The sequence below is a fragment of the Pseudomonas sp. Pse1 genome (genome assembly GCF_024519635.1).
Lineage (GTDB): Bacteria > Pseudomonadota > Gammaproteobacteria > Pseudomonadales > Pseudomonadaceae > Aquipseudomonas.
Genome location: NZ_JALJRO010000031.1, coordinates 24795 through 48652, shown reverse-complemented (window position 1 = coordinate 48652; position 23858 = coordinate 24795). Strand labels below are relative to the sequence as shown.

22 protein-coding genes and 1 pseudogene are annotated in these 23858 nt (G+C 61.5%); 18 read left to right on the top strand and 5 right to left on the bottom strand.

Annotation, left to right across the window (positions count from 1 at the left end; genetic code table 11):
• A pseudogene (locus tag NR126_RS27120) lies at window positions 1–206 on the top strand (amino acid ABC transporter permease); the annotation flags it as partial.
• 102 nt (window positions 207–308) lie between these two features.
• Window positions 309–1073, top strand: coding sequence for an ABC transporter ATP-binding protein (locus NR126_RS27115; RefSeq protein WP_027618665.1), 765 nt, complete (start codon window positions 309–311; stop codon window positions 1071–1073).
• Between the two features lie 51 nt (window positions 1074–1124).
• Here the strand turns inward: NR126_RS27115 and NR126_RS27110 are convergent, their stop codons facing one another.
• Window positions 1125–1751 (bottom strand): serine-tRNA(Ala) deacylase AlaX, encoded by a 627-nt coding sequence (locus NR126_RS27110; RefSeq protein ID WP_027618666.1) that lies wholly within the window; start codon window positions 1749–1751, stop codon window positions 1125–1127.
• Window positions 1752–1842: 91 nt separating this feature from the next.
• On the opposite strand from NR126_RS27110, the gene NR126_RS27105 reads away from it, so the two are divergent.
• Window positions 1843–2841 carry a LysR family transcriptional regulator gene (locus NR126_RS27105; RefSeq protein ID WP_256832384.1) on the top strand — a complete coding sequence of 333 codons (999 nt, stop codon included), beginning with the start codon at window positions 1843–1845 and terminating at the stop codon, window positions 2839–2841.
• A 71-nt stretch (window positions 2842–2912) separates the two neighbouring features.
• Here the strand turns inward: NR126_RS27105 and NR126_RS27100 are convergent, their stop codons facing one another.
• Window positions 2913–3311 carry a PA2817 family protein gene (locus tag NR126_RS27100; protein WP_027618668.1) on the bottom strand — a complete coding sequence of 133 codons (399 nt, stop codon included), beginning with the start codon at window positions 3309–3311 and terminating at the stop codon, window positions 2913–2915.
• A 94-nt stretch (window positions 3312–3405) separates the two neighbouring features.
• On the bottom strand, window positions 3406–5853 hold the full coding sequence (locus tag NR126_RS27095; RefSeq protein ID WP_256832383.1) for an acyl-CoA dehydrogenase: 2448 nt from the start codon (window positions 5851–5853) through the stop codon (window positions 3406–3408).
• Window positions 5854–6077: 224 nt separating this feature from the next.
• On the opposite strand from NR126_RS27095, the gene NR126_RS27090 reads away from it, so the two are divergent.
• The 4 genes from NR126_RS27090 (at window position 6078) to NR126_RS27075 (ending at window position 9250) form a co-directional block, all read left to right on the top strand.
• The gene (locus NR126_RS27090) at window positions 6078–6737 is read left to right on the top strand and encodes a transglutaminase family protein (protein WP_027618670.1); all 660 of its coding nucleotides are present in this window, start codon (window positions 6078–6080) and stop codon (window positions 6735–6737) included.
• A 47-nt stretch (window positions 6738–6784) separates the two neighbouring features.
• The gene (locus NR126_RS27085) at window positions 6785–7408 is read left to right on the top strand and encodes a glutathione S-transferase family protein (RefSeq protein WP_027618671.1); all 624 of its coding nucleotides are present in this window, start codon (window positions 6785–6787) and stop codon (window positions 7406–7408) included.
• A gap of 133 nt (window positions 7409–7541) precedes the next feature.
• The gene (locus NR126_RS27080) at window positions 7542–8474 is read left to right on the top strand and encodes an ABC transporter ATP-binding protein (RefSeq protein WP_027618672.1); all 933 of its coding nucleotides are present in this window, start codon (window positions 7542–7544) and stop codon (window positions 8472–8474) included.
• Window positions 8471–9250 carry an ABC transporter permease gene (locus NR126_RS27075; protein ID WP_256832382.1) on the top strand — a complete coding sequence of 260 codons (780 nt, stop codon included), beginning with the start codon at window positions 8471–8473 and terminating at the stop codon, window positions 9248–9250. The genes NR126_RS27080 and NR126_RS27075 overlap by 4 nt, the downstream gene beginning before the upstream one ends.
• A 46-nt stretch (window positions 9251–9296) precedes the next feature.
• On the opposite strand, the gene NR126_RS27070 is transcribed toward NR126_RS27075, so the two are convergent.
• Window positions 9297–9812: a DUF2062 domain-containing protein gene (locus NR126_RS27070; protein WP_105755870.1), complete on the bottom strand. Its 516-nt coding sequence runs from the start codon at window positions 9810–9812 to the stop codon at window positions 9297–9299.
• Window positions 9813–9947: 135 nt separating this feature from the next.
• Here NR126_RS27070 and NR126_RS27065 point away from each other — a divergent pair, with 135 nt between their 5' ends.
• From NR126_RS27065 to NR126_RS27015, 11 genes are all read left to right on the top strand, one after another.
• Entirely contained in the window at window positions 9948–12188 is a 2241-nt protein-coding gene (locus tag NR126_RS27065; protein WP_256832381.1) for a DNA internalization-related competence protein ComEC/Rec2, read from the top strand.
• A gap of 105 nt (window positions 12189–12293) precedes the next feature.
• Window positions 12294–12929, top strand: a complete 636-nt coding sequence (locus NR126_RS27060) for a MotA/TolQ/ExbB proton channel family protein (RefSeq protein ID WP_027618676.1) — start codon at window positions 12294–12296, stop codon at window positions 12927–12929.
• Window positions 12926–13354 carry a biopolymer transporter ExbD gene (locus NR126_RS27055; RefSeq protein WP_027618677.1) on the top strand — a complete coding sequence of 143 codons (429 nt, stop codon included), beginning with the start codon at window positions 12926–12928 and terminating at the stop codon, window positions 13352–13354. The genes NR126_RS27060 and NR126_RS27055 overlap by 4 nt, the downstream gene beginning before the upstream one ends.
• Window positions 13354–14364: a tetraacyldisaccharide 4'-kinase gene (gene lpxK, locus NR126_RS27050; protein ID WP_256832380.1), complete on the top strand. Its 1011-nt coding sequence runs from the start codon at window positions 13354–13356 to the stop codon at window positions 14362–14364. The genes NR126_RS27055 and lpxK overlap by 1 nt, the downstream gene beginning before the upstream one ends.
• Window positions 14365–14387: 23 nt before the next feature.
• Window positions 14388–14573 carry a Trm112 family protein gene (locus NR126_RS27045; protein WP_027618679.1) on the top strand — a complete coding sequence of 62 codons (186 nt, stop codon included), beginning with the start codon at window positions 14388–14390 and terminating at the stop codon, window positions 14571–14573.
• Window positions 14570–15334 (top strand): 3-deoxy-manno-octulosonate cytidylyltransferase, encoded by a 765-nt coding sequence (gene kdsB, locus NR126_RS27040; protein ID WP_256832379.1) that lies wholly within the window; start codon window positions 14570–14572, stop codon window positions 15332–15334. The genes NR126_RS27045 and kdsB overlap by 4 nt, the downstream gene beginning before the upstream one ends.
• The gene (locus NR126_RS27035; RefSeq protein WP_256832378.1) at window positions 15334–15798 is read left to right on the top strand and encodes a low molecular weight protein-tyrosine-phosphatase; all 465 of its coding nucleotides are present in this window, start codon (window positions 15334–15336) and stop codon (window positions 15796–15798) included. The genes kdsB and NR126_RS27035 overlap by 1 nt, the downstream gene beginning before the upstream one ends.
• Window positions 15795–16814, top strand: a complete 1020-nt coding sequence (gene murB / locus NR126_RS27030; protein WP_105755866.1) for a UDP-N-acetylmuramate dehydrogenase — start codon at window positions 15795–15797, stop codon at window positions 16812–16814. Before NR126_RS27035 ends, murB begins: the two co-directional genes overlap by 4 nt.
• 231 nt (window positions 16815–17045) lie before the next feature.
• On the top strand, window positions 17046–17516 hold the full coding sequence (locus NR126_RS27025) for a (2Fe-2S)-binding protein (RefSeq protein WP_256832377.1): 471 nt from the start codon (window positions 17046–17048) through the stop codon (window positions 17514–17516).
• Window positions 17513–19828 (top strand): xanthine dehydrogenase family protein molybdopterin-binding subunit, encoded by a 2316-nt coding sequence (locus tag NR126_RS27020; RefSeq protein ID WP_256832376.1) that lies wholly within the window; start codon window positions 17513–17515, stop codon window positions 19826–19828. The genes NR126_RS27025 and NR126_RS27020 overlap by 4 nt, the downstream gene beginning before the upstream one ends.
• Complete coding sequence (locus NR126_RS27015) at window positions 19828–20433, top strand: NTP transferase domain-containing protein (RefSeq protein ID WP_033866165.1); 606 nt, start codon at window positions 19828–19830, stop codon at window positions 20431–20433. The genes NR126_RS27020 and NR126_RS27015 overlap by 1 nt, the downstream gene beginning before the upstream one ends.
• Before the next feature lie 66 nt (window positions 20434–20499).
• Here the strand turns inward: NR126_RS27015 and rne are convergent, their stop codons facing one another.
• Complete coding sequence (gene rne, locus NR126_RS27010) at window positions 20500–23703, bottom strand: ribonuclease E (protein ID WP_027618688.1); 3204 nt, start codon at window positions 23701–23703, stop codon at window positions 20500–20502.
• Between the last annotated feature and the right edge of the window lie 155 nt (window positions 23704–23858).

Sequence of the window (23858 nt, the reverse complement as noted above, 5' to 3'; positions counted from 1 at the left end):
TGATGCTGCACTCGACCACCGTGGCGTTCACCGCGACCATCCCGGACATTCTCAAGGTGGCGCGTGATGCCAACTCGGCGACCTTCCTGACTTTCCAGTCGTTCGGAATCGCTGCGTTGATTTATCTGGTGGTCACCTTTGCCTTGGTTGGTCTGTTCCGGGTGGCCGAGCGCCGCTGGCTGGCGTTTCTCGGTCCGGCTCACTGATAGCGGGTCATCCCCACGGCCGTGCAGCGGCCAGTGGGCTATTTCGGCGCTGGCGCGATTCCCGCCGCGGCGATTCATTTCCCTGATTGGATGTTTGCGCACATGTACAAACTGACCATTGAAGACCTGCACAAGAGTTACGGTAGCCACGAAGTGCTCAAGGGGGTTTCCCTCAAGGCCAATACCGGTGATGTGATCAGCCTGATCGGCGCCAGCGGCTCGGGCAAGAGTACCTTTTTGCGTTGCATCAACTTTCTCGAAACGCCCAACGATGGCGCCATGAGCCTGGATGGCAAGCCGATTCGCATGGTCAAGAATCACCATGGCATGCAGGTCGCCGATGACGCCGAATTGCAGCGTCTGCGCACGCGCCTGGCCATGGTGTTTCAGCATTTCAATCTGTGGGGGCACATGACTGTGCTGGAGAACATCACCATGGCCCCGCGCCGGGTGCTGGGCGTCAGCAAGAAAGACGCCGAAGACCGTGCTCGCCGTTATCTGGAAAAGGTCGGCCTGCCGGCCCGCGTGGCCGAGCAGTACCCGGCCTTTCTATCCGGCGGTCAGCAGCAGCGCGTGGCCATTGCCCGAGCGTTAGCGATGGAGCCGGAGGTCATGCTGTTCGATGAGCCGACGTCGGCGCTGGATCCTGAATTGGTCGGTGAAGTGCTCAAGGTCATCCAGGGGTTGGCGGAAGAAGGCCGGACCATGATCATGGTGACCCATGAAATGAGCTTTGCCCGCAAGGTCTCCAACCAGGTGTTGTTCCTGCATCAGGGGCGGGTGGAGGAGCAGGGGGCGCCGGAAGAGGTGTTGGGTAATCCCAAAAGTGAGCGCCTGCAGCAGTTCCTCAGTGGCAATTTGAAGTAGTTGAGCGGCGAGGGTTTGAGCTTCGATGAAGGTTGCTCAAACCCGGCTGGCTCAGTTCACCGCGTAGCGAACCGAAAGTGTGCCTTTTTTCTGCGCGACCGACTCGATGACCACGTCACCCAGGTCCTGCAGGCGTCGCACATGGGTGCCGCCGCAACCGTAGGCGGGCAGTTCGCCGAAGCTGATTTCCCGCGCTCCTTCGCGCAGTGACGTCAGGCGCGGCAGGTCGGCGCTGGTCCAGCGATCAAGCGCGTTCTGGATGGTTGCACTGTCGAACTCAGTGGGTGCCTGGCCAGGCTTGAACGTGACCCGGCTTTCCCCTGGCCAGTGATGACCCTTGACTGGAACCCAGCCCAGGGTTTCGGCGAAGTGACCGATTAGATGCCCGGCACTGTGCAATCGGCTGTTGAGCTGACGGCGTGGCTCATCGATGTCGATACGGGTCATGCCGATGCTGACCGCTCGATCGACGAAGTGCACGATGCGCTCGGGCTCCTGAACCACCCGCAATACCTGGCTTTCGCCGATCCAGCCAGTATCACAAGGTTGACCGCCCCCTTGAGGATGGAACAGCGTGGCGCGCAACACGACCGCAAATTCACTCTCGCAGGGCGTGCACTCCATGACTTCCACGTTGGCTTGCAGCTCATCACTGTGGAAGAACAGGCGAAGCGTCATATTCCATACTCTGATTGAAATTTCGATTTTTAATTATATGGATGGCGCAAAAGCGTGATAATCCGTTCAAACATCAAAGGACTGTTGCGTCGTGAGCATAAATCTTCCCCTGCCGTTGCTGGGAGAAATGGCCATTTTTGTCAAAGTGGTGGAAACCGGCAGCTTTTCGGAAGCCGCACGCCAGCTCGGCGCTTCGCCTTCTTCGGTCAGCCGGAGCATTTCGCGCCTGGAAAAGGCCCTTGCTACGCGTTTGTTGCAGCGCACCACGCGTAAATTGCGCTTGAGCGAAGGTGGTGAAGAGGTATTCAAGCACTGCCAGGAGATGGTCAGCGCGGCGCGCTCGGTCATGGAGATCAGTGGCCAGTTCACCCAGGAGCCCGAAGGCCTGGTGCGCATCAGCGTGCCCAAGGCCGTCGGGCGATTTGTGATCCATCCGCACATGCCGGAATTTCTGCGGCGGTTTCCCAAGGTCGATGTCGAGCTGTTGCTGGAGGATCGTCAGGTCGACCTGATCGACGATCATGTTGATCTGGCGATTCGCATCACCGACCGGCCACCGCCGGGGCTGATCGGACGGCAACTGCTGAGCATCGACCACATACTCTGTGCGACCCCGCAGTACTTGGCCGAGCACGGCACGCCAACTCACCCCCATGACTTGCTCAATCACAGCTGCATCTATCTGGGTGAAACCCCCAGCGATGCCCGCTGGAAATTCAGGCAAGGGGCCCGAAGCGTGACCGTCGGTGTGCGTGGTCGCTATGCGGCCAATCACACCGGGGTACGGCTGGGGGCGGTATTGCAACACATCGGCATCGGCAGCTTGCCGTACTTTACCGCGCGCCATGCCCTGGAGCAGGGGTTGATGGTGCAGGTCCTGCCCGACTGGACGTTCCTTGCCTCTTATCACGGTGGCGCCTGGCTGCTGTACTCACCCACGCGCTACCTGCCAGCCAAGCTGCGGGTGCTGATCGATTATCTGGTGGAGTGCCTGGAGCAGGAGCCGACCCTGGGCAAGCCGGGCAGGGGCGTGGCTTCAGGCTCAAGCGTCGGCGAGTACGAATCACCCGAAAACGGCGCTCTGTTCTGAGTCCAGTCAGGCGCCAACAAAAAAGGCCCGTCTTTCTGGCAGGCGGGCCTTCTGTCGGGACTGATCGAGGATCAGTGCTTGCTGTCCTGGTTCGACAGGGTCATCAGCTGTTTTTCCTGGTTCCAATCGAACGGTTCGTCATTCTGTTCGGCTTCGAAGCGACGTTCTTCCAGCGTCTGATACATGTCTAGTTCGTCATCGGGCATGTAGTGCAGGCAGTCGCCACCAAAGAACCACAGCAGATCACGCGGCACCAGGTGGGCGATTTGCGGGTAACGCTGGATGACCTGACACATCAGGTCCTGGCCCAGGTACTGGCTGTCGACCGGGTCGACTGGCAGCGCTTCACGCAGTTCATCGAAACGCTCCAGGAACAGCGCGTGACTTTCTTCCGGAACCTGCTCGGCTTCACCGACAGCGACCAGAATACTGCGCAGGAGGTCAAGCTGGACGAGGGTTTGATCGAGCATAAGGGCAGTCCTCTACAACAAAGCAAAACGGGCGCCGGAGTATATAGCCCCGACGCCCGTTTTTCATCACTGGACCGCTCAATGTGCCCTGACGCTAGCGGATCTTGCCTTCAGCCAACTCCAACTGTTGCTTGGAGAAGTCATCGACATCGATGACCTTGCGCCGCGCCGCTTCGGCTTCACGCAAGCGCTGTGCCTCACCCGCTTGCAGCACGCCGGCCTCCAGCGCGGCATCGATCAGGTGTTCGCCTGCAGCGGGTTTGAATTGACCACTCTTGAGCGCCACGTGGATTTTCTTCTGCAAGGGCTGCGCCTCATTCAGCAGATTGCAGGCATGCTGCAGGGCGCCCACCGGGTCCTCGATCGACTGCGGACGGTAGCAGCCCGCCAGCAGCTCTTCGAGCGCCGGATCGCCTTTGGCCCGGCCAATGACTGCCGCCACTTCTGCGCCGAGCTTGTCGCTGGGTCCCTTGTGCCGGCGTCCGAACGGAAACACGATGACCCGCAGCAGACAGCCCAGCACTTTGCTCGGGAAATTGCTGAGCAGTTCGTCCAGTGCGCGTTCGGCCTGGCCCAGGCTTTCTTCCATGGCCCAGGTAAACAGCGGCGTCAGGTATTCCGGTGAATCGAGATCGTGATAGCGCTTCAGTGCTGCCGAGGCCAGGTACATGTTGCTGAGTACATCGCCGAGGCGGGCGGAAAGGCGTTCACGGCGTTTCAGTTCGCCGCCCAGCAGCATCATGCTCAAGTCAGCGAGCAGGGCGAAGGCGGCCGCCTGCCGATTGAGGGCGCGGAAATAACCTTGGCTGAGCTTGTCGCCGGGGCTTTGCTCGAGATGGCCGAAGCCCAGGTTGAGCACCAGGGTGCTGGCGGCGTTGCTGACGGCGAAGCCAATGTGTTTGAGCAGCAGCCCGTCGAACTCCTTGAGCGCCTGATCCTTGTCTTCGCGGCTGGCCAGGGCCATTTCCTTGAGGACAAAGGGATGGCAGCGGATGGCGCCCTGGCCGAAGATCATCAGGTTGCGCGATAGGATGTTGGCGCCTTCGACCGTGATGAAAATCGGCGCGCCTTGCCAACTGCGTCCCAGGTAGTTGTTCGGCCCCATGATGATGGCCTTGCCGCCATGCACGTCCATCGCGTGGCTGATGCATTCGCGACCGCGTTCGGTGAGGTGATATTTGAGCACCGCCGACAGCACCGAAGGTTTTTCCCCCAGGTCCAGGGCGCTGGCGGTGAGCATGCGTGCGGCATCCATCATCCAGGCGTTGCCGCCAATGCGTGCCATGGCTTCCTGGATACCTTCGAAGGCGGACAGCGGCACATTGAATTGCTCGCGCACCTGGGCGTATTGGCCAGTCACCAGGCTGGTGAACTTGGCAGCCCCGGTACCCACGGCAGGCAGCGAGATGGAGCGGCCTACCGACAGGCAGTTCATCAACATCATCCAGCCTTTGCCGAGCATCTCCTGGCCGCCGATCAGGCAGTCCAGCGGCACGAAAACGTCCTTGCCGGAGTTTGGCCCATTCATGAACGAGGCCCCGAGAGGCAGGTGGCGCCGGCCAATGTTCACCCCGGGGGTGTCAGTGGGGATCAGCGCCAGGCTGATGCCCAGGTCGACCTTGTCGCCTAGCAGGTGGTCCGGGTCGTAGGCCTTGAAGGCCAGGCCAAGTAGGGTCGCGACCGGGCCGAGGGTGATGTAGCGTTTTTCCCAGTTCAGGCGCAGGCCAAGGGTTTCCTTGCCCTCCCATTCGCCCTTGCAGATGATCCCGGTGTCCGGCATGGCGCCGGCGTCGGAACCGGCCAGCGGGCCGGTCAGTGCGAAGCACGGGATATCATCGCCGCGCGCCAGGCGTGGCAGGTAGTGGTCGCGCTGGGCGTCGGTGCCGTAGTGCAGCAAGAGTTCGGCAGGACCGAGTGAGTTGGGCACCATCACGGTGGAAGCCAGGTCGCCGCTGCGGGTCGCCAGCTTCATCGCCACTTGCGAGTTGGCGTAGGAAGAGAAGCCTTTGCCGCCGTACTCCTTGGGAATAATCAGGGCAAAAAAGCCATTGTCCTTTATATGGCTCCAGGCTTCGGCCGGCAGGTCCATGGTCTGGCCGATATGCCAGTCACTGACCATGGCGCACAATTCTTCGGTCGGACCGTCGAGAAATGCCTGTTCTTCTTCGCTCAGTTGCGCCTTGGGATAGGCCAGGAGTTTGTTCCAGTCCGGGCGGCCGCTGAACAGTTCGCCATCCCACCAGACGGTGCCGGCATCGATGGCGTCGCGTTCGGTTTGCGACATCGGTGGCAGAGTTTTCTGGAACCAGCTGAACAGCGGGGCGGTGAAGAATTTGCGTCGCAGGTCCGGCAACAGCAGGGGCGCCGCGACGGCCGCCAGCAGGATCCAGGTGATTAGCAGCAACCAGCCTGGCGCGTGGCCCACGATGCCCATCGCCAGCAGGTAGATGGCGACTATACCCAGGGCGGGCAGGGGAGCAGTGCGGCGGTGTGCCAGGTAGGCGATGCCCACCACCAGAACCAGTATCCACAACAGCAGCATATTCAATCCTCCGTGAAACCAGGGGCAAAACAACCCCCAGAGCTTAGACGTCATCTGCAAAACGGGGTGTTCGCAACAGTGTGTTTGAATGTGTGGAAGCACAGCGTGAAGGTTGTTTCATGAGTTCCGTGCGAAGTCCGAACGCTCTCATGTTTGGCCGAAACGTCGTTATCTCTGTGCTGAAGCTCTCGCTAGACTCGGGGCTCAATCAGGAGATTGTTCTCATGCACGAGTATCTGAGTCCCGGCCGCTTCATCGATAGTGACCACCCAGCGGTGGTGGAGTTCGCCGAAAAACATCGGGGCGTCAGCCGTGACCCGGTCGAGCAGGCGGTCAGCCTCTATTACGCGGTCCGCGAGGCAGTGCGTTACAACCCCTATACCTTCAGTCGTGATCCCGAAACCTTGCGTGGCAGTTATGCCCTGGCGACCGGGGAGAGTTATTGCGTGCCCAAGGCGACGTTGCTGGCCGGTTGTGCCCGGCATTGCGGGATTGCTGCGCGGATCGGCCTGGCGGACGTGCGCAATCACCTGTCGACGCCGCGCCTGATCGAGTTGCTCAAGAGCGATGTGTTCGCCATGCACGGTTATACCGAGTTGTATCTGCAGGGCCGCTGGGTCAAGTCCACACCGGCTTTCAACGCTCGGCTGTGCGAATTATTCGATGTACCGCCGCTGGAGTTCGACGGGATCAACGACAGCGTGTTCCACGCCTATAACCGCAAAGGTCAGCAGTCCATGGAGTACATGGTCGACCATGGGCAGTTTGTCGATGTGCCTGAAGCGTTCTTTTTCCAGCACCTGCAGCAGTGCTACCCGCATTTGTTCAGCGAGCAGATGCCGGCGTTGCTGGGTGATATGCAGAGCGATTTGTCCCGCGCCTGATCCGGCGTAGACTGCCCCGGCATTCATTCATCCATTGAGGGAAGGTCATGCTGAAGATCTGGGGTCGGAAAAACTCGTCGAACGTCAGGAAAGCGTTGTGGGCCGCCGAAGAGCTTGGTCTGGCGTACGAGGCTATTGATGCCGGCGGTGCGTTTGGCGTGGTCGATACCCCGCAGTACCGTGCCATGAACCCCAACGGTCGAGTGCCGGTGATCGAAGATGACGGTTTCGTGCTGTGGGAGTCCAATGTCATCGTGCGCTATTTGTTGGCCCGTCACACGCCTGCGACCGCCTGGTATCCTGACGATGTTCAAGCCCGCGCCCGCGCCGAAAAATGGATGGACTGGACCACCTCCAGCTTCGCCGGGCCTTTTCGCACCGTGTTCTGGGGCGTGTTGCGCACACCCGAGGAGCAGCAGGACTGGCCGACCATCAAGGCCGCGATCAAGGAGTGCGAGGGGTTGCTGGCGATGGCTGATCAGGCGCTGGCCGTCACGCCTTATCTGTCGGGTGACGAGATCGGCATGGGCGATATTCCACTGGGCTGCTTTATCTACGGCTGGTTCGAAATGCCCATCGAACGTGCGCCACAACCACACCTGTACGCCTGGTATGAGCGTCTGAAACAGCGGCCGGCCTACCGCAAAGCCGTGATGAGCGCGTTGACTTAATATTCACTATCAACACTGATGACTGTACTTGTGCGGCGTCGGCAAGCACCATTGCGTCAATGTGCCGCGGTGGTCTAGCTCGCCGCCGGCCCTGACGAATTTCCAATTTCCCTTCTTGGTGCGTAAATCCGCTATGAGTTCTGCTCTGTCCATCCGGCAGCTAACCAAAACCTACGGCAACGGTTTCCAGGCCCTGAGTGGTATCGATCTGGATGTCGCCGAAGGTGACTTTTTCGCCTTGCTCGGCCCCAATGGCGCCGGCAAATCCACGACCATCGGCATTCTCTCGACCCTGGTGAACAAGACCAGTGGCACGGTGAATATCTTCGGCAATGATCTGGACCGTAACCCGGCCGCGCTCAAGCGCAGCATTGGCGTGGTGCCCCAGGAGTTCAACTTTAACCAGTTTGAAAAGACCTTCGACATCGTCGTGACCCAGGCCGGTTACTACGGCATCCCGTCGAAGGTGGCCAAGGAGCGCGCCGAGCAGTATTTGACCCAGCTCGGGCTGTGGGACAAGCGTGACGTGCCGTCCCGTTCACTGTCAGGTGGCATGAAACGCCGCCTGATGATTGCCCGGGCGCTGGTGCATGAGCCGCGCCTGCTGATCCTTGACGAACCAACCGCGGGTGTCGACATCGAACTGCGCCGTTCGATGTGGACCTTCCTCACCGAGCTTAACCAGAAAGGCATCACCATCATCCTCACCACCCATTACCTGGAGGAGGCTGAGCAGTTGTGCCGCAATATCGGCATCATCGACCACGGCACCATTGTCGAAAACACCAGCATGCGTAATCTGCTCAGCCAACTGCATGTCGAGACCTTCCTGCTGGATCTCAAGGGCGATTTGAGCGCCGCACCGCAATTGATCGGTTATCCGTGCCGGCTGCTCGACTCCCATACCCTGGAAGTCCAGGTGGAAAAGGAGATGGGAATCACTGCGTTGTTTAGTCAGTTGGCCATGCAGCAAATCGAAGTGCTGAGCCTGCGCAACAAAACCAATCGGCTTGAGGAGTTGTTCGTGTCCCTGGTGGAGAAAAACCTGGCAAAGGTGGCGGTATGAGTTCGGAACTGAAACCCAACCTGGTGGCCCTCAATACCATTGTTTACCGGGAAATTCGTCGATTCACCCGGATCTGGCCGCAAACCCTGCTGCCGCCTGCGATCACCATGGTCCTGTACTTCGTGATCTTCGGTAATCTGATTGGCCGGCAAATCGGTGATATGGGTGGCTTCACCTATATGGAATACATCGTGCCGGGTCTGATCATGATGTCGGTGATCACCAACTCCTACGGCAACGTGGTGTCGAGCTTCTTCGGCAGCAAATTCCAGCGCTCGATTGAAGAGTTGATGGTGTCGCCGGTATCGCCCCACACCATTCTGATCGGCTATACCCTGGGCGGCGTGCTGCGCGGGTTGATGGTGGGCATCATCGTGACCCTGCTGTCGTTATTTTTCACCCACTTGCAGGTCCATCACCTGGGTGTGACGGTTCTGGTGGTGGTGCTGACGGCCACTATCTTCTCGCTGCTGGGGTTCATCAACGCGGTCTTTGCCCGTAACTTCGACGATATTTCGATTATTCCGACTTTCGTTCTGACGCCACTGACTTACCTCGGCGGGGTGTTCTACTCCATCAGCCTGCTGCCACCGTTCTGGCAAACCGTGTCGCTGGCCAACCCGGTACTGCACATGGTCAACGCTTTTCGCTATGGCATCCTGGGTGTATCGGACATCAAGATCAGCATCGCCATCACTTTCATGCTGGTGGCTACGGCTGTGCTGTACTTCGGTTGCGCCCGGTTGCTGGTCAGTGGGCGGGGAATGCGCACCTAAGCGCAAACATGCAAGGAAAACGGCACCCTGGGTGCCGTTTTTCGTTTTAGCGCCGGCTCTGTTTACGACGCCGCCACTGCCGGGCGACCCACCAACGCCAGTAGGTCATGGTCAAGCAATAGGCCAGGGCGCCCAGCACCAAACCCGCCACCACCGATCCCAGCAGGAACGGCTGCCAGAGGGTCGACAGTTCGCCACTGATCCATTCCCAGGTAAGTTCTTCCGGCAGGCTGCGTGCCGGGACACTCATCAGCCAGGCGCCGGTCTGATAGGTGCAGAAGAACACCACGGGCATGGTAATCGGATTGGTCAGCCAGACCAGGCTCACGGCAATCGGAATGTTGCCACGCACCCAGACGGCGAGCGCAGCGGCCACCAGCATCTGCATGGGGATCGGCAGGAAAGCAGCGAACAGGCCCATGGCCATGGCCCGCGCCACCGAGTGCCGGTTGAGATGCCAGAGGTTGGGGTCATGCAGCAGGTTGCCCAGAAAGCGTAAGGATTTGTGTTCCCTGATGCTGGTCGGATCTGGCATGTAGCGTTTGAATAAGCGCCGGGGCATAAGGCTTCTCGGTCAGTTCAGTGCGCAAGTATGCCCGTATTCCGAGGGGCGCCTATTCAGATTTTGTGACAATTATTAAACGCCAATACCGCACGCTGGGCTAAGCCAAGAGGGGGAACTCTCAAGGACGGGCTTATGCGCACAGGGATGTTGGCGCTGGCCGGGGGGCTGTTGACTCTGGTTTTTTTACCGGCATTGCCGCCGGTCGGGCTATTGCTGGCGTTGCCGGTCGTAGCGCTGATGTTGTTGCCGTTTCGTACTTATCCAGTGGCGTTTTTCCTGCTTGGCTTGAGTTGGGCCTGTGCCTGTGCGCACTGGGCGCTCAATGATCGCCTGGCGCCGGCGCTGGACGGTCAGACGCGCTGGATCGAAGGGCGGGTGGTCGGTTTGCCGCAGGGCGCGCAGGGCGTGGTGCGTTTTGAACTGGCGGATGCCGAGTCGCGGCGCGCGGCCCTGCCGAAGCGGATCAGGCTGGCCTGGTACGGTGGCCCGCCGGTCAACAGCGGTGAGCGTTGGCGTCTGGCGGTCAAACTGAAGCGCCCCAGCGGGCTGCTCAATCCCCATGCCTTCGACTACGAGGCCTGGTTGCTGGCGCAACGGATTGGCGCCACCGGCACGGTCAAGGATGGACAACGGCTCGAGCCAGCACGTGGGGCGTGGCGCGATGCGGTTCGCCAGCGTTTGATGGCGGTTGACGCTCAGGGCCGTGAAGGCGCACTGGCGGCCCTGGTGCTGGGCGACGGTTCCGGCCTGAGCCGCGAAGACTGGCGGGTGTTGCAGGACACTGGCACCGTGCACTTGTTGGTGATTTCCGGGCAGCATGTCGGGCTGCTGGCGGGCATGGTGTATATGCTGATTGCCGGACTGGCGCGTTACGGCCTGTGGCCGCATCGTCTTGCGTGGCTGCCCTGGGCTTGCGGCCTGGCCTTTGCGGCGGCACTCGGCTACGGCCTGATGGCGGGCTTCCAGGTGCCGGTGCGCAGGGCCTGCGTGATGATTGGCCTGGTGCTCCTGTGGCGCTTGCGCTTTCGCCATCTGGGTGCCTGGTGGCCCTGGTTGCTCGCCTTGAACGCTGTGCTGCTATTTGATCCGCTGGCGAGCTTGCGCCCTGGGTTGTGGTTGTCGTTCGCCGCAGTGGCAGTGCTGATTTTCACCTTTAGCGGCCGGCTGGGTGCCTGGCGCTGGTGGCAAACCTGGACGCGGGCGCAGTGGCTGATTGCGATCGGTTTGTGTCCGGTGCTGTTGATATTGAATTTGCCCATCAGCCTGACCGGTCCTTTGACCAATTTACTGGCGGTACCTTGGATCAGTCTGCTGGTCCTGCCCCCGGCCTTGCTCGGGACCCTGCTGATGCCGCTGCCTTATGTGGGCGAGAGCTTGTTATGGCTGGCCGGCGGGCTGCTGGATCTGCTGTTCAAGGGCCTGACTCTGATGGCCGGGGAGATGCCCGCATGGATTGCCCCGGCCGTCCCGCTGTGGGCCTGGGCTATTGCGGTGTCGGGAGCGATCCTGCTGTTGATGCCCAAAGGTGTGCCATTGCGCGTGCTGGGCTGGCCGATGCTGTTGCTGCTGGTGTTTGCACCATTGCCCAGGGTGCCGGAGGGTCGAGCAGAGGTCTGGCAACTGGATGTGGGGCAAGGTCTGGGGATTGTGGTCCGCACCCGGCATCACACCCTGCTATACGACACCGGGCCGGGATTCAAGGACAGCGACATGGGAGCGCAGGTGGTGCTGCCGGTTTTGCGCAAGTTCGGCGTGCGCAAGGTGGACTTGATGTTGATCAGCCATGCCCATCTCGATCACTCGGGAGGGGCGCGATCAATTGCCAAGGGACTACCCGTGGCACAGGTCATCGGTGGCGAACCCTGGAAGGTCTCCGCGAGTCTGTCGACCCAACCCTGCGAAAGTGGCAAGCACTGGGAGTGGGACGGAGTGCGCTTTACGCTGTGGCATTGGGCCGACGGTCGCAACAGTAATCAGAACTCCTGTGTGTTGCAGATCGAGGCCAATGGCGAGCGCTTGTTGCTGACTGGTGATATCGATGCCCTCGCCGAGCGGGTCCTGCTCAAGAGTCCGCTGGCGGTGCCCACCGACTGGCTGCAGGCGCCGCACCATGGCAGCCGCAGTTCTTCCTCCGAGGCTTTTGTGCGGGCGCTGGCACCCAAGGGTGTGCTGATTTCCCGCGGGCACGGCAATACCTTCGGCCACCCCCATCCGCAAGTCGTTGCCCGTTACCAGCGCCATGGCGTAGAGATTCTGGACAGTGCCGAACAGGGGGCGGTACGCCTGCAGCTTGGCGATTTCCAGCCGGCGCAGGCAATGCGCGGTGCCACGCGATTCTGGCGCAGCACGCCATCCATCCGTCCTGCACCCTGAGAGGCAGGATGCTTTGCATCGCAGATGGCACGGTCGTCGGTGGGTCAGGCCTCTTGAGCGAGTCGGTATGTTAAAGTGGCGCACTTTTTCGAGGGGACTGTCACTGTGTGGGAATTGGTTAAATCCGGCGGCTGGATGATGCTGCCGATCATTCTGAGTTCCATCGCTGCACTGGGCATCGTCGCCGAGCGCTTGTGGACCTTGCGCGCCAGTCGTGTGACCCCGGAGCATCTGCTCGGGCAGGTCTGGGTCTGGATCAAGGACAAGCAGCTCAACAAGGAAAAACTCAAGGAGCTGCGCGCCAATTCGCCATTGGGAGAAATCCTCGCTGCGGGCCTGGCCAACTCCAAGCATGGTCGCGAGATCATGAAGGAATGCATTGAAGAAGCAGCCGCCCGGGTCATCCATGAGCTGGAGCGATACATCAACGCGCTGGGCACCATTGCTGCCATGGCACCGTTGCTCGGATTGCTTGGTACGGTACTGGGCATGATCGATATTTTCAGCTCGTTCATGGGCTCGGGCATGACCACCAATGCTGCGGTCCTCGCCGGCGGTATTTCCAAGGCCCTGATCACTACGGCGGCGGGTTTGATGGTGGGTATCCCGTCGGTGTTCTTCCATCGGTTCCTGCAGCGCCGTATCGATGAATTGGTGGTGGGGATGGAGCAGGAAGCCATCAAGCTGGTTGAAGTGGTGCAGGGCGACCGCGATGTTGACCTCGCCGGGGGCAAAGCGTGAAATTTCGCCGCAAGCAACGGGAAAATGTGGACATCAACCTCGCGTCGCTGATCGACGTGGTATTTATCCTGCTGCTGTTTTTCGTCGTGACCACCACCTTCACCCGCGAAACCCAACTGCGCGTCGAGTTGCCGGAAGCGGTCAGCGGCTCACCCGCCGAAGACCAGCAGGTCAAGCAACTGGACATTGCCATCAGTGCTGACGGGGCGTTTTCGGTGAACAATCAGTTGTTGCCTAAAAATGACCTGGCCAGCGTGATTGAAGCCTTGCAGAAAGAGTCCAGCGGCGACACCAACCTGCCGCTGTCCATCAGCGCAGATGGCAAGACTCCCCACCAGGCGGTCATTACTGCCATGGATGCGGCTGGCAAACTGGGCTTTACCCATTTGCGCATGACCACCGTCGAGGCGGCTCCGGCACCCTGATGGCCATGTCTGATCGTTTACTCGCCGCGTGGTACGCCGGTCATCCGGCGCTGAAGCTGTTGCAACCGCTGGAATGGTTGTACCGGCGTGTGGTGACGGCCAAGCGCGCACGATTTCTCGCAGGCTTGGGTGATATCTATCAGCCCCCCGTGCCGTTGGTCGTGGTGGGCAACATCACGGTTGGCGGTACGGGCAAGACGCCGTTGATCCTGTGGATGATTGAGCACTGCCAGCGCGCCGGCCTGCGGGTCGGCGTGGTCAGTCGCGGTTACGGCGCCAAGCCCCCGCAGTTGCCCTGGCGCGTCGATGCCGCGCAGAGTGCGGCGGTGGCGGGGGATGAGCCGCTGTTGATCGTCCAGCGCAGCGGCGTACCCTTGATGATCGACCCGGACCGCAGTCGCGCGGTCAAGGCGTTACTGGCGGCGGAGCCGCTGGACCTGATCCTTTCGGATGACGGTATGCAGCATTACCGTCTGGCCCGTGACCTGGAACTGGTGCTGATCGACGCCGCGCGCGGTCTCGGGAACCGCCGCTGCCTCCCGGCTGGTCCCCTGCGCGAGCCGGTCGAACGCCTGCTCAGCGTCGATGCGGTGTTATATAACGGCGCCCAAGCCGATCGCGACGATGGCTTCGGATTTCGCCTGCAACCCACCGCCCTGGTCAACCTGCTGACCGGCGAGCGCCAGGCCCTCGGGCATTTCCCCGCCGGCCAGGCGCTGCATGCGGTGGCCGGGATCGGCAATCCGCAACGTTTCTTCAATACCCTCGAAACGCTACACTGGCAGCCCATTGCCCACGCATTTGCCGACCACGCCGAATACAGCGCGGCGGCCTTGAATTTTTCGCCGTTGCTGCCGTTGGTCATGACCGAAAAGGATGCGGTGAAATGCCGAGCCTTTGCGGCTCAGGACTGGTGGTATCTGGCGGTCGATGCCGTGCCGTCACCGGCTTTCGTGGCCTGGTTCGATACGCAGCTGATGCGGCTGCTGCCTGCACGTCTCTTGCCTTAATCGCTTTTATCCAGGGAGTTTTCATGGACACCAAATTGCTCGATATCCTCGCCTGCCCGATCTGCAAGGGCCCGCTCAAACTCAGCGCCGATAAAACCGAACTGATCAGCAAGGGCGCCGGCCTGGCATTTCCGATCCGTGATGGCATTCCGGTCATGCTGGAAACTGAAGCCCGTACCTTGACTGCCGAAGAGCGTCTGGATAAATGACTACGCCGTTCACCGTGGTCATTCCATCGCGCTTTGCCTCGACCCGCCTGCCAGGCAAGCCCTTGCAGATGATCGCGGGCAAGCCGATGGTCCAGCACGTCTGGGAACAGGCGCGCAAAAGCAGCGCCGAGCGCGTGGTGATCGCCACTGACGATGCACGCATTGTCGCTGCCTGCGAGGCGTTTGGCGCCGAGGTGGTGATGACCCGGGTCGAGCACAACTCCGGGACTGACCGCCTGGCCGAAGTCGCCACGCAACTGGGGCTGGCGCCGGACGCGATCGTGGTCAACGTGCAGGGCGACGAACCGTTGATCCCGCCGAGCGTGATCGACCAGGTAGCGGCCAATCTGGCGGCGCATGCCGAGGCGGGCATGGCTACCCTGGCTGAGCCGATCGAGGACCTGGAAACCCTGTTCAACCCTAACGTGGTCAAGGTCGTCAGCGACCTCAATGGCCTGGCGCTGACCTTCAGTCGCGCCACCCTGCCATGGGCGCGCGACCAGTTCGCGAAAAGCCGCGAGCAATTGCCCGAAGGCGTGCCATACCGTCGTCACATCGGTATCTACGCCTACCGCGCCGGCTTCCTGCACGACTTCGTCAACTGGGGCCCGTGCTGGCTGGAAGACACTGAATGCCTGGAGCAACTGCGGGCGCTTTGGCATGGCGTGCGGATCCATGTCGCCGACGCGTTGATTGCGCCGCCGCCGGGTGTCGATACGCCGGAAGACCTCGAGCGCGTTCGCCGGCTGCTGGAGGCCTGATGCGGGTTCTGTTTGTCTGCCTGGGCAACATCTGTCGTTCACCAACGGCCGAAGGCGTGCTGCGCCACAAGATGCGCGCGGCCGGGCTGGCCGAGCGCATCGAGGTGGCATCCGCCGGGACCGGCGATTGGCATGTTGGCAATCCGCCGGACAAGCGCAGCCAGGCCGCTGCGTTGCGCCGCGGTTACGATCTGTCGGCGCAACGTGCTCAACAGGTGACGCGCGCCGACTTTTCCAGCAGTGACCTGATCCTGGCCATGGACCAGAGCAATTTGCGCAACCTCAAGGCCCTGCAACCGGCCCAGGGCAAGGCCGAACTGGACCTGTTCCTGCGCCGTTACGCCGCGAGCGTGGACGAAGTGCCGGATCCTTATTACGACGGCGAGCATGGTTTCGAACAGGTACTGGACCTGATCGAGCAAGCTTGCGACGCGCTGGTGATCGAATTGAAAGGACGTTTATGACATTGCTCGTGCAATCGCAGGTTTCGCTCAAGCCGTTCAACAGCTTTGGCGTGGACGTTCGCGCACAGCTTTTCGCCCAGGCCGAAAGCGATGCCGATGTGCGTGAGGCGCTGACCTATGCGCGCGAGCATGAGATGCCGTTGTTGGTGGTCGGCGGCGGCAGCAATTTGCTGCTGACCGCCGATATCGGGGCGCTGGTGCTGCGCATGGCAACCCGTGGTATCCGTCAATTGAGTGATGACGGCCAGCACGTGGTGATTGAAGCAGAAGCAGGGGAAACCTGGCATCCGTTCGTCCAATGGACGCTGGCTCAGGGCTTGTCGGGGCTGGAGAACCTCAGCTTGATCCCGGGCACGGTGGGAGCAGCGCCGATGCAGAACATCGGCGCCTATGGGGTCGAGATCAAGGACGTGTTCGCCGGCCTGACCGCTCTCGATCGCCAGACCGGCGAGCTGCGGGATTTCAGCCTGGAAGACTGCAACTTCGCCTATCGCGACAGCCTGTTCAAGCAGCAGGCCGGGCGCTGGGTGATCCTGCGGGTGCGCTTTGTCCTTGATCGCGTCGCCCGGCTGCACCTGGACTACGGTCCGGTGCGCCAGCGCCTGACTGAACAGGGTATCGACCAGCCCACGGCCAGCGATGTCAGCCAGGCGATTTGCAGTATCCGCAGCGAAAAACTCCCGGATCCAGCGGTACTGGGTAACGCCGGCAGTTTCTTCAAGAATCCGCTGGTGTCGGCAGCCTTGGCCGCGCAGATCCGTCTGGCCCATCCCGGCCTGATTGGTTATCCACAGGCGGACGGCCAGGTCAAACTGGCGGCCGGCTGGTTAATCGAGCAGGCGGGTTGGAAGGGCTTTCGTGAGGGCGACGCAGGTGTCCATCGCCTGCAATCGCTGGTGCTGGTCAATTATGGAAAGGCCAGCGGGCTTGAGCTGTTGAGCCTGGCACAGCGGATCCAGAAAGACATCGCCGAGCGCTTCAATGTCGAGCTGGAAATGGAGCCCAACCGTTATTGAGCTACGCTTGAACGCTGGAGCCAGAGCCCTGCAGACCGAATACGGTGGCAGGGCTTTTTTGTTAATGTTCGGTTAACGTAGCCTCCTAACGATGTAGTCCCAACAAAGGCCCGGTGAGGATCATTCTTCACAAGAGAGCCCGATAGCCTGAGTCGATCTGCGTGTGCCGACCCTTGCCACATCCCGGCAGATTGCTCGACCCCATAACCCAATCACTATGCGGGCGTGCCCATGATTACCTTGAAACTCAATGGTCAGGACCATCCACTCGACGTCAGCGAGGACATGCCGCTGCTCTGGGCGATCCGCGACGTTGCCGGTTACAGCGGCACCAAATTCGGCTGTGGCATGGGTCTGTGCGGTGCCTGCACCATCCATATCGACGGTGCGCCAGCGCGCAGTTGCATCACGCCGGTGGGCGCGGTAAGCGGGCAGAACGTCAACACCATCGATTATCTGCACAACGACCCGCTCGGACAGCGGGTGCAGCAAGCCTGGCTGGACACTGCGGTCGCGCAGTGCGGGTTCTGTCAGGGCGGGCAAATCATGTCGGCCACGGCGCTGCTCAAAAGCAATCCCAATCCCAGTGACGAGGAAATCGAAACGGCGATGGTCGGCAATATCTGTCGCTGCGGCACCTATAACCGCATCAAGACCGCGATCCGCCAGGTGGCAACTCATCTGCAGGAGGCCGAGGCATGAACCAGTTGCCTAGCGATTTCGCCCTGAGCAACCTCAGTCGACGGGGTTTCCTCAAAGGGCTGGGTGCTACCGGCGCGTTGGTGCTGGCGGCCAGTTGGGGCTGGCAGGATGCACTCGCCGAAGGCAAGCAGTTCGGTGCCGACGGCATGCCCAACGGCTGGGTCGATGATCCCAAGGTCTATGTGAGCATCGCCAGCGATGGCCGAGTGACCGTGGCGTGCAATCGTTCGGAAATGGGCCAGGGCGTGCGCACCAGTCTGAGCATGGTGTTGGCGGACGAGTTGGAGGCCGATTGGGCGCAGGTCAGTGTGCGTCAGGCGCCGGGTGATGAGGTGCGCTTCGGTAACCAGGACACCGACGGCTCACGCAGCATGCGTCATTGGTACGAGCCGATGCGACGTTGCGGTGCCGCGGCGCGCAGCATGCTGGAACAGGCGGCAGCCGATCAGTGGCAAGTGCCGGTCGGCGAGTGCCGCGCGCAATTGCACAAAGTGGTTCACCAACCTTCCGGGCGTGAGCTCGGCTATGGCGCGCTCGCCGAAGCGGCTGCGGCTTTGCCGGTTCCGGCGCGCGACAGCCTGCGACTCAAGCAACCCGGGGAGTTTCGCTACATCGGCAAGGAGTCGGTGCGGGCGATCGATGGCGAGGATATCGTCAACGGGCGCGCGGTCTACGGCGCGGACGTGCACTTTGAAGGCATGCTTTTCGCCACCGTGGCCCGCCCTGCGGTGTACGGCGGCACAGTGAAATCCTTCGATGCCAGCGCGGCGATGAAAGTCCCGGGGGTGATCAAGGTCATGCAGATCGAAAGCCGGCCCATTCCTTCCGAGTTCCAGCCACTGGGCGGGATTGCCGTAGTTGCCAGCAATACCTGGGCAGCAATCAAGGGCCGAGAGGCGTTGAAGATTGTCTGGAATGATGGCCCCAACGCTGGATACGATTCGATTGCCTACCGCAAGGAGCTGGAAGCCGCCTCACTGAAGCCGGGCAAAGTGGTGCGCAGCACCGGCAATATCGATGAGGCGCTGAATGCGGCTGACAGCGCCCTGGAGGCGAGTTACTACCTGCCGCACCTGGCGCAGTCGCCCATGGAGCCGATGGTTGCGGTGGCCCGTTTCAAGGACGGTCATTGCGAAGCCTGGGCGCCGAGCCAGGCCCCTCAGGTCACCCGTGAGCGCATCGCTGAACGGCTGGGGATCGCCTTCGACAAGGTCACGGTCAATGTCACTCTGCTGGGCGGTGGTTTCGGCCGCAAGTCCAAGCCAGACTTCGTCCTTGAGGCGGCGATCCTGGCCAAGGCCTTTCCCGGCAAGGCGCTGCGGGTGCAATGGACCCGTGAAGACGACATTCATAACTCCTACTTTCATACGGTATCGGTCGAATACCTCAAGGCCAGCCTGAACAAGGACGGCATGCCCTCGGGCTGGTTGCACCGTACTGTAGCGCCGAGTATCACCGCGTTGTTTGCACCCGGGATGAATCATGAGGCAGCTTTCGAGCTGGGCATGGGTTTTACCAACATGGCCTACGCGATTCCCAACGTGCGCCTGGAGAATCCGGAAGCCGCAGCGCATACCCGGGTCGGCTGGTATCGCTCGGTGTCGAACATTCCCCATGGCTTTGCGATCCAGAGCTTTGTCGATGAGCTGGCGCACAAGGCCGGCCAGGACCCTTTGAAATATCAGATCAAGCTGTTGGGGCCTGATCGTCAGATCGATCCGCGCACGCTGAGCGAGGAGTGGAACTACGGCGAATCCCCCGAGCGTTACCCGATCGATACCGCGCGCCTGCGTGGCGTGCTGGAAACCGCTGCCAATGCCGCGGGCTGGGGGCGCGATCTGCCCAAGGGGCGCGGGTTGGGATTGGCGGTACATTATAGCTTCGTGACCTATGTGGCGGCAGTCATCGAGGTCGAGGTCAAGGATGATGGCACCGTGCTCGTGCACAAGGCTGACATCGCCGTGGACTGCGGCCCGCAGATCAATCCCGAACGTATCCGTTCGCAATTCGAAGGCGCCTGTGTGATGGGCCTGGGCAATGCGGTGCTGGGGGAAATCAGCTTCAAGGACGGCAAGGTCCAGCAGGACAACTTCCATATGTACGAAGTGGCGCGCATGTCGTTGGCGCCCAAGGAAGTGGCGGTGCACCTGGTGACGCCGCCAGGCACTGTGCCTTTGGGTGGCGTTGGCGAGCCGGGCGTACCGCCGATTGCCCCAGCGCTGTGCAATGCGATTTTTGCCGCGACCGGCAAGCGTATTCGCAGTTTGCCGGTGCGTTGGCAGTTGCAGGGCTGGCAGCAGGCCAAGGCGTGATGGGCGCCGTCAAGCCAGGGCTGGGCGCGATCATTCTTGCGGCGGGGCAGGGCAGTCGCTATCGGCAGGTGGCCGGAGCGGACCAGGACAAGCTGCTGGCCTTGTGCAAGGGGCGCGACGGGGTGGTGCGTCCGGTGATCGAACAGACCTTGCGCAACCTGCCGCCAAGTCTCGAGCGGCGTCTGCTGGTGACCACGGCAGACCGCCCTGAGGTGGCGCGGTTGGCGCGCGCTCATGGCTGTGAGGTGTGCGTGCTGGCATCGACCGGCATGGGCGACAGCATTGCGGCGGCGGTGGCGGCGTGCCCCGACCTCGATGGCTGGCTGGTGCTGCTGGGGGATATGCCGTTTGTCTTGCCAGAAAGCATCAGTCGCGTGGCAGCGCAGGTCATGGACGCTACCATCAGCGTGCCGGTGCGGGCCGGAGAATTGGGGCATCCGGTGGGGTTTGGCGCTTCGTTCGCCAAGGCCCTGATGGGGTTGTCGGGAGATCGCGGCGCCAAGGCGTTGTTTGCCACGGCCAGCGTGGTGCAGGTGCCGGTGGAGGATCCCGGGGTGCTGTGGGATGTGGATGTGCCGCAGGCGTTGGTTTTCCCTGGCGTGTAGCGGCATCGCGAGATAAAAAAAGCCCCGCCTGATTGCTCAGGCGGGGCTTTTTAGTGGCTGATGGAATCAGGCGAGCGGTTTAGGCTCGTGCTCTTTTTCCAGGGCCTCAGGGTGTTGCTCTACCACTTCTTCGACGGAGCGCAGGGTTTCGTCGATGGCTGGGGCGGGTGCAGCTTCAACGGCCTCGACAACGGCAGCCGGAGCGGCAGCGGCAGCCAGTTCGGCTTCCTTCTGCAGGCGTTCGGCTTCGCGCTTGCGGCGACGCACTTCACGTGGGTCGTTCGGGGCGCGGCCATTCTCGGTCAGGACGATGGCAGGTGCGACTTCGACAGCCGGGGCAGCCACTTCCTCAACGACAGGCGCTTGGACTGCAACAGGCTCAGGTTCGGCAGCAACCACTACCGGCTCGACGACCGCTTCAGCCACGGGTGCAGGCACCTCGGCAGCTACTGGCTCGACAGCAACAGGTTCAGTGACCGCTGGCTCGGCAACTACCGGCTCGGCAACCCAGTTGAACGCAGTTTGCTCTTCGCGAACTTCAGGCGCTTTTTCAAACGCTGGCGATTCAACAACTGGCGCTTCAACAGTAGGCTCTGCAGCGACAACCGGCGCTTCAGTCACGGCTGCGACTTGTGGTTGCGCTTCGACCACTGGAGCAACCTCGACCACCGGCGCTACAGGAGCTTCGACTGGCGTGGTGGCTTCAACGACAGGTGCTTCAACCTGAGCAGTTTCCTGCACAGCTTCTTCAGCAACGGTAGCGGTTGCGCGTTCAGCCTGCTGATGGGCCTCGGCTTCGGCTGGAGCGCTGATCACGCTGCTGGCCACGGCGGCAGTTACCGCAAGACCGGCAGCCAGTTCAGCGCCAGTCGGCTCTTCGTTACCCTCGGAGTCTTCCGAGCCTTCGATCACGTTACCGTTGGCATCGCGTTGACGCTCGCGACGGTTGCTGCGACGACGCTGGCCACGGGAGCGACGGCGTGGACGATCGCCTTCGGCGCCGTCTTGACCCTCTTCGGACAGCTGCTCTTCGTTGCCTGGCAATTCTTCTTCGGCAACAGCGGCAGCCGCCTGTTCAGTGCGTGGCTGACGCTCTTCACGCGGTGGGCGTGGCGCGCGCTCTTCACGCGGCTGGCGAGCTGGACGCTCTTCAGTAGCGGCGACAGCGCTGGTGGCAGCGGCAGCAGCAACGGCTGGCGCAGCGTCCAGCGGCTCACGCAGTTCACGTACCGGACGCTCTTCACGCTCGCCACGCGGCTTGCGATCCTCACGCGGTGGACGTGGCGCACGCTCTTCGCGCGGCGCACGCGGCGCGCGTTCTTCACGGGCTACGGCTGGAGTTTCTTCGCGCAGTTCGCGGGGTTGGCGCTCTTCGCGCGGCTCGCGTGGAGCCCGTTCTTCACGAGGAGCGCGCTCTTCACGTGGCTTGCGCTCTTCATCGCGACGACCGTTGCGGTTGCGGCTTTGCTGGCGACCGTTGCGGCGTTCTTCGTTGCGCGCCGGGCGCTCGACGACAGGCTTCTCGACCACAACCGGAGCCGCTGGCTCTTCCTTGGAGGCGAACAGGCTGACCAGCGACTTCACCAGGCCCTTGAACAGGCTTGGCTCCGGCACGACGGCAGGGGCGGCAGCCGGTGCGGCAACCACTTCGCTCGGGACCGGAGCGTTGGCGCGGGCTGGAGCGGTCTTCACCGCGGCTTCCTGGCGAACCAGGGTGCGGGTGGCCGCAGCTGGCTGGACTTCTTCGACTTCGGCAGCGGCCGCAGCGATTTCGTAGCTGGACTGGTTGTTGGCCGCTTCCGGGCTGTCATCACGCAGGCGCTGAACTTCGAAATGCGGGGTTTCGAGGTGATCGTTCGGCAGAATGACGATGCGCGCACGGGTACGCAGTTCGATCTTGGTGATCGAGTTGCGTTTTTCGTTGAGCAGGAACGCGGCGACCGGGATTGGGACCTGGGCGCGTACTTCGGCAGTACGGTCTTTCAGGGCTTCTTCTTCGATCAGGCGCAGGATTGCCAGAGACAGCGATTCAACGTCACGGATGATGCCGGTGCCGTTGCAGCGCGGGCAGACAATGCCGCTGCTTTCGCCCAGGGATGGACGCAGGCGCTGACGGGACATTTCCAGTAGGCCGAAGCGCGAAATGCGACCCACTTGCACGCGGGCGCGGTCGGCTTCCAGGCATTCGCGGACTTTTTCTTCCACGGCGCGCTGGTTCTTGGCGGGGGTCATGTCGATGAAGTCGATGACGATCAGGCCGCCGATGTCGCGCAGGCGCAACTGACGGGCGATTTCTTCGGCGGCTTCAAGGTTGGTCTGCAGGGCGGTTTCTTCGATATCGCTGCCTTTGGTGGCGCGTGCCGAGTTGATGTCGATGGACACCAGGGCTTCGGTCGGGTCGATAACGATGGAGCCACCGGAAGGCAGTTCAACGACGCGCTGGAAGGCGGTTTCGATCTGGCTTTCGATCTGGAAGCGATTGAACAGCGGAACGCTGTCTTCGTACAGCTTGATCTTGCTGGCGTACTGCGGCATCACCTGGCGGATGAAGGTCAGGGCTTCGTCCTGGGCTTCAACGCTGTCGATCAGTACTTCGCCGATGTCCTGGCGCAGGTAGTCGCGGATTGCACGGATGATTACGTTGCTTTCCTGGTAGATCAGGAACGGCGCGGAACGATCCAGGGACGCTTCCTTGATGGCGGTCCACAGTTGCAGCAGGTAATCGAGGTCCCACTGCATTTCTTCGCTGCTGCGGCCAAGGCCGGCAGTGCGCACGATCAGACCCATGTCGGCCGGGGCAACCAGACCGTTCAGGGCTTCGCGCAGTTCGTTGCGCTCTTCACCTTCGATGCGACGGGAGATACCACCGGCACGCGGGTTGTTCGGCATCAGTACCAGATAGCGACCGGCCAGGCTGATGAAGGTGGTCAGGGCGGCGCCCTTGTTGCCACGTTCTTCTTTTTCGACCTGAACGATAACTTCCTGGCCTTCGCTCAGGACGTCCTTGATGTTGACGCGGCCTTCAGGGGCTTTCTTGAAGTATTCGCGGGAGATTTCTTTGAGTGGCAGGAAGCCGTGGCGCTCAGAGCCGAAATCGACAAAGGCAGCCTCAAGGCTTGGTTCGATACGAGTAATTCGGCCTTTATAAATGTTGGCCTTCTTCTGCTCGCGTGCACCGGATTCGATGTCCAGGTCGTAGAGGCGCTGGCCATCTACCAGTGCAACACGCAACTCTTCGGGTTGAGTTGCGTTAATCAGCATTCTTTTCATGTAGTACCGTCGGTTTCCGGGCTGCCGGAAACGGCGTTCGGCACACACGACTTCTCACGGTCGGTGTCAGGTGCGTCGGGAGTGGTTGGCCATTCCCGTGTCCAGCGATGTGCGGCCAATGTGGGCCGGCATCGCGACGTACGCGTCCTGCTTGC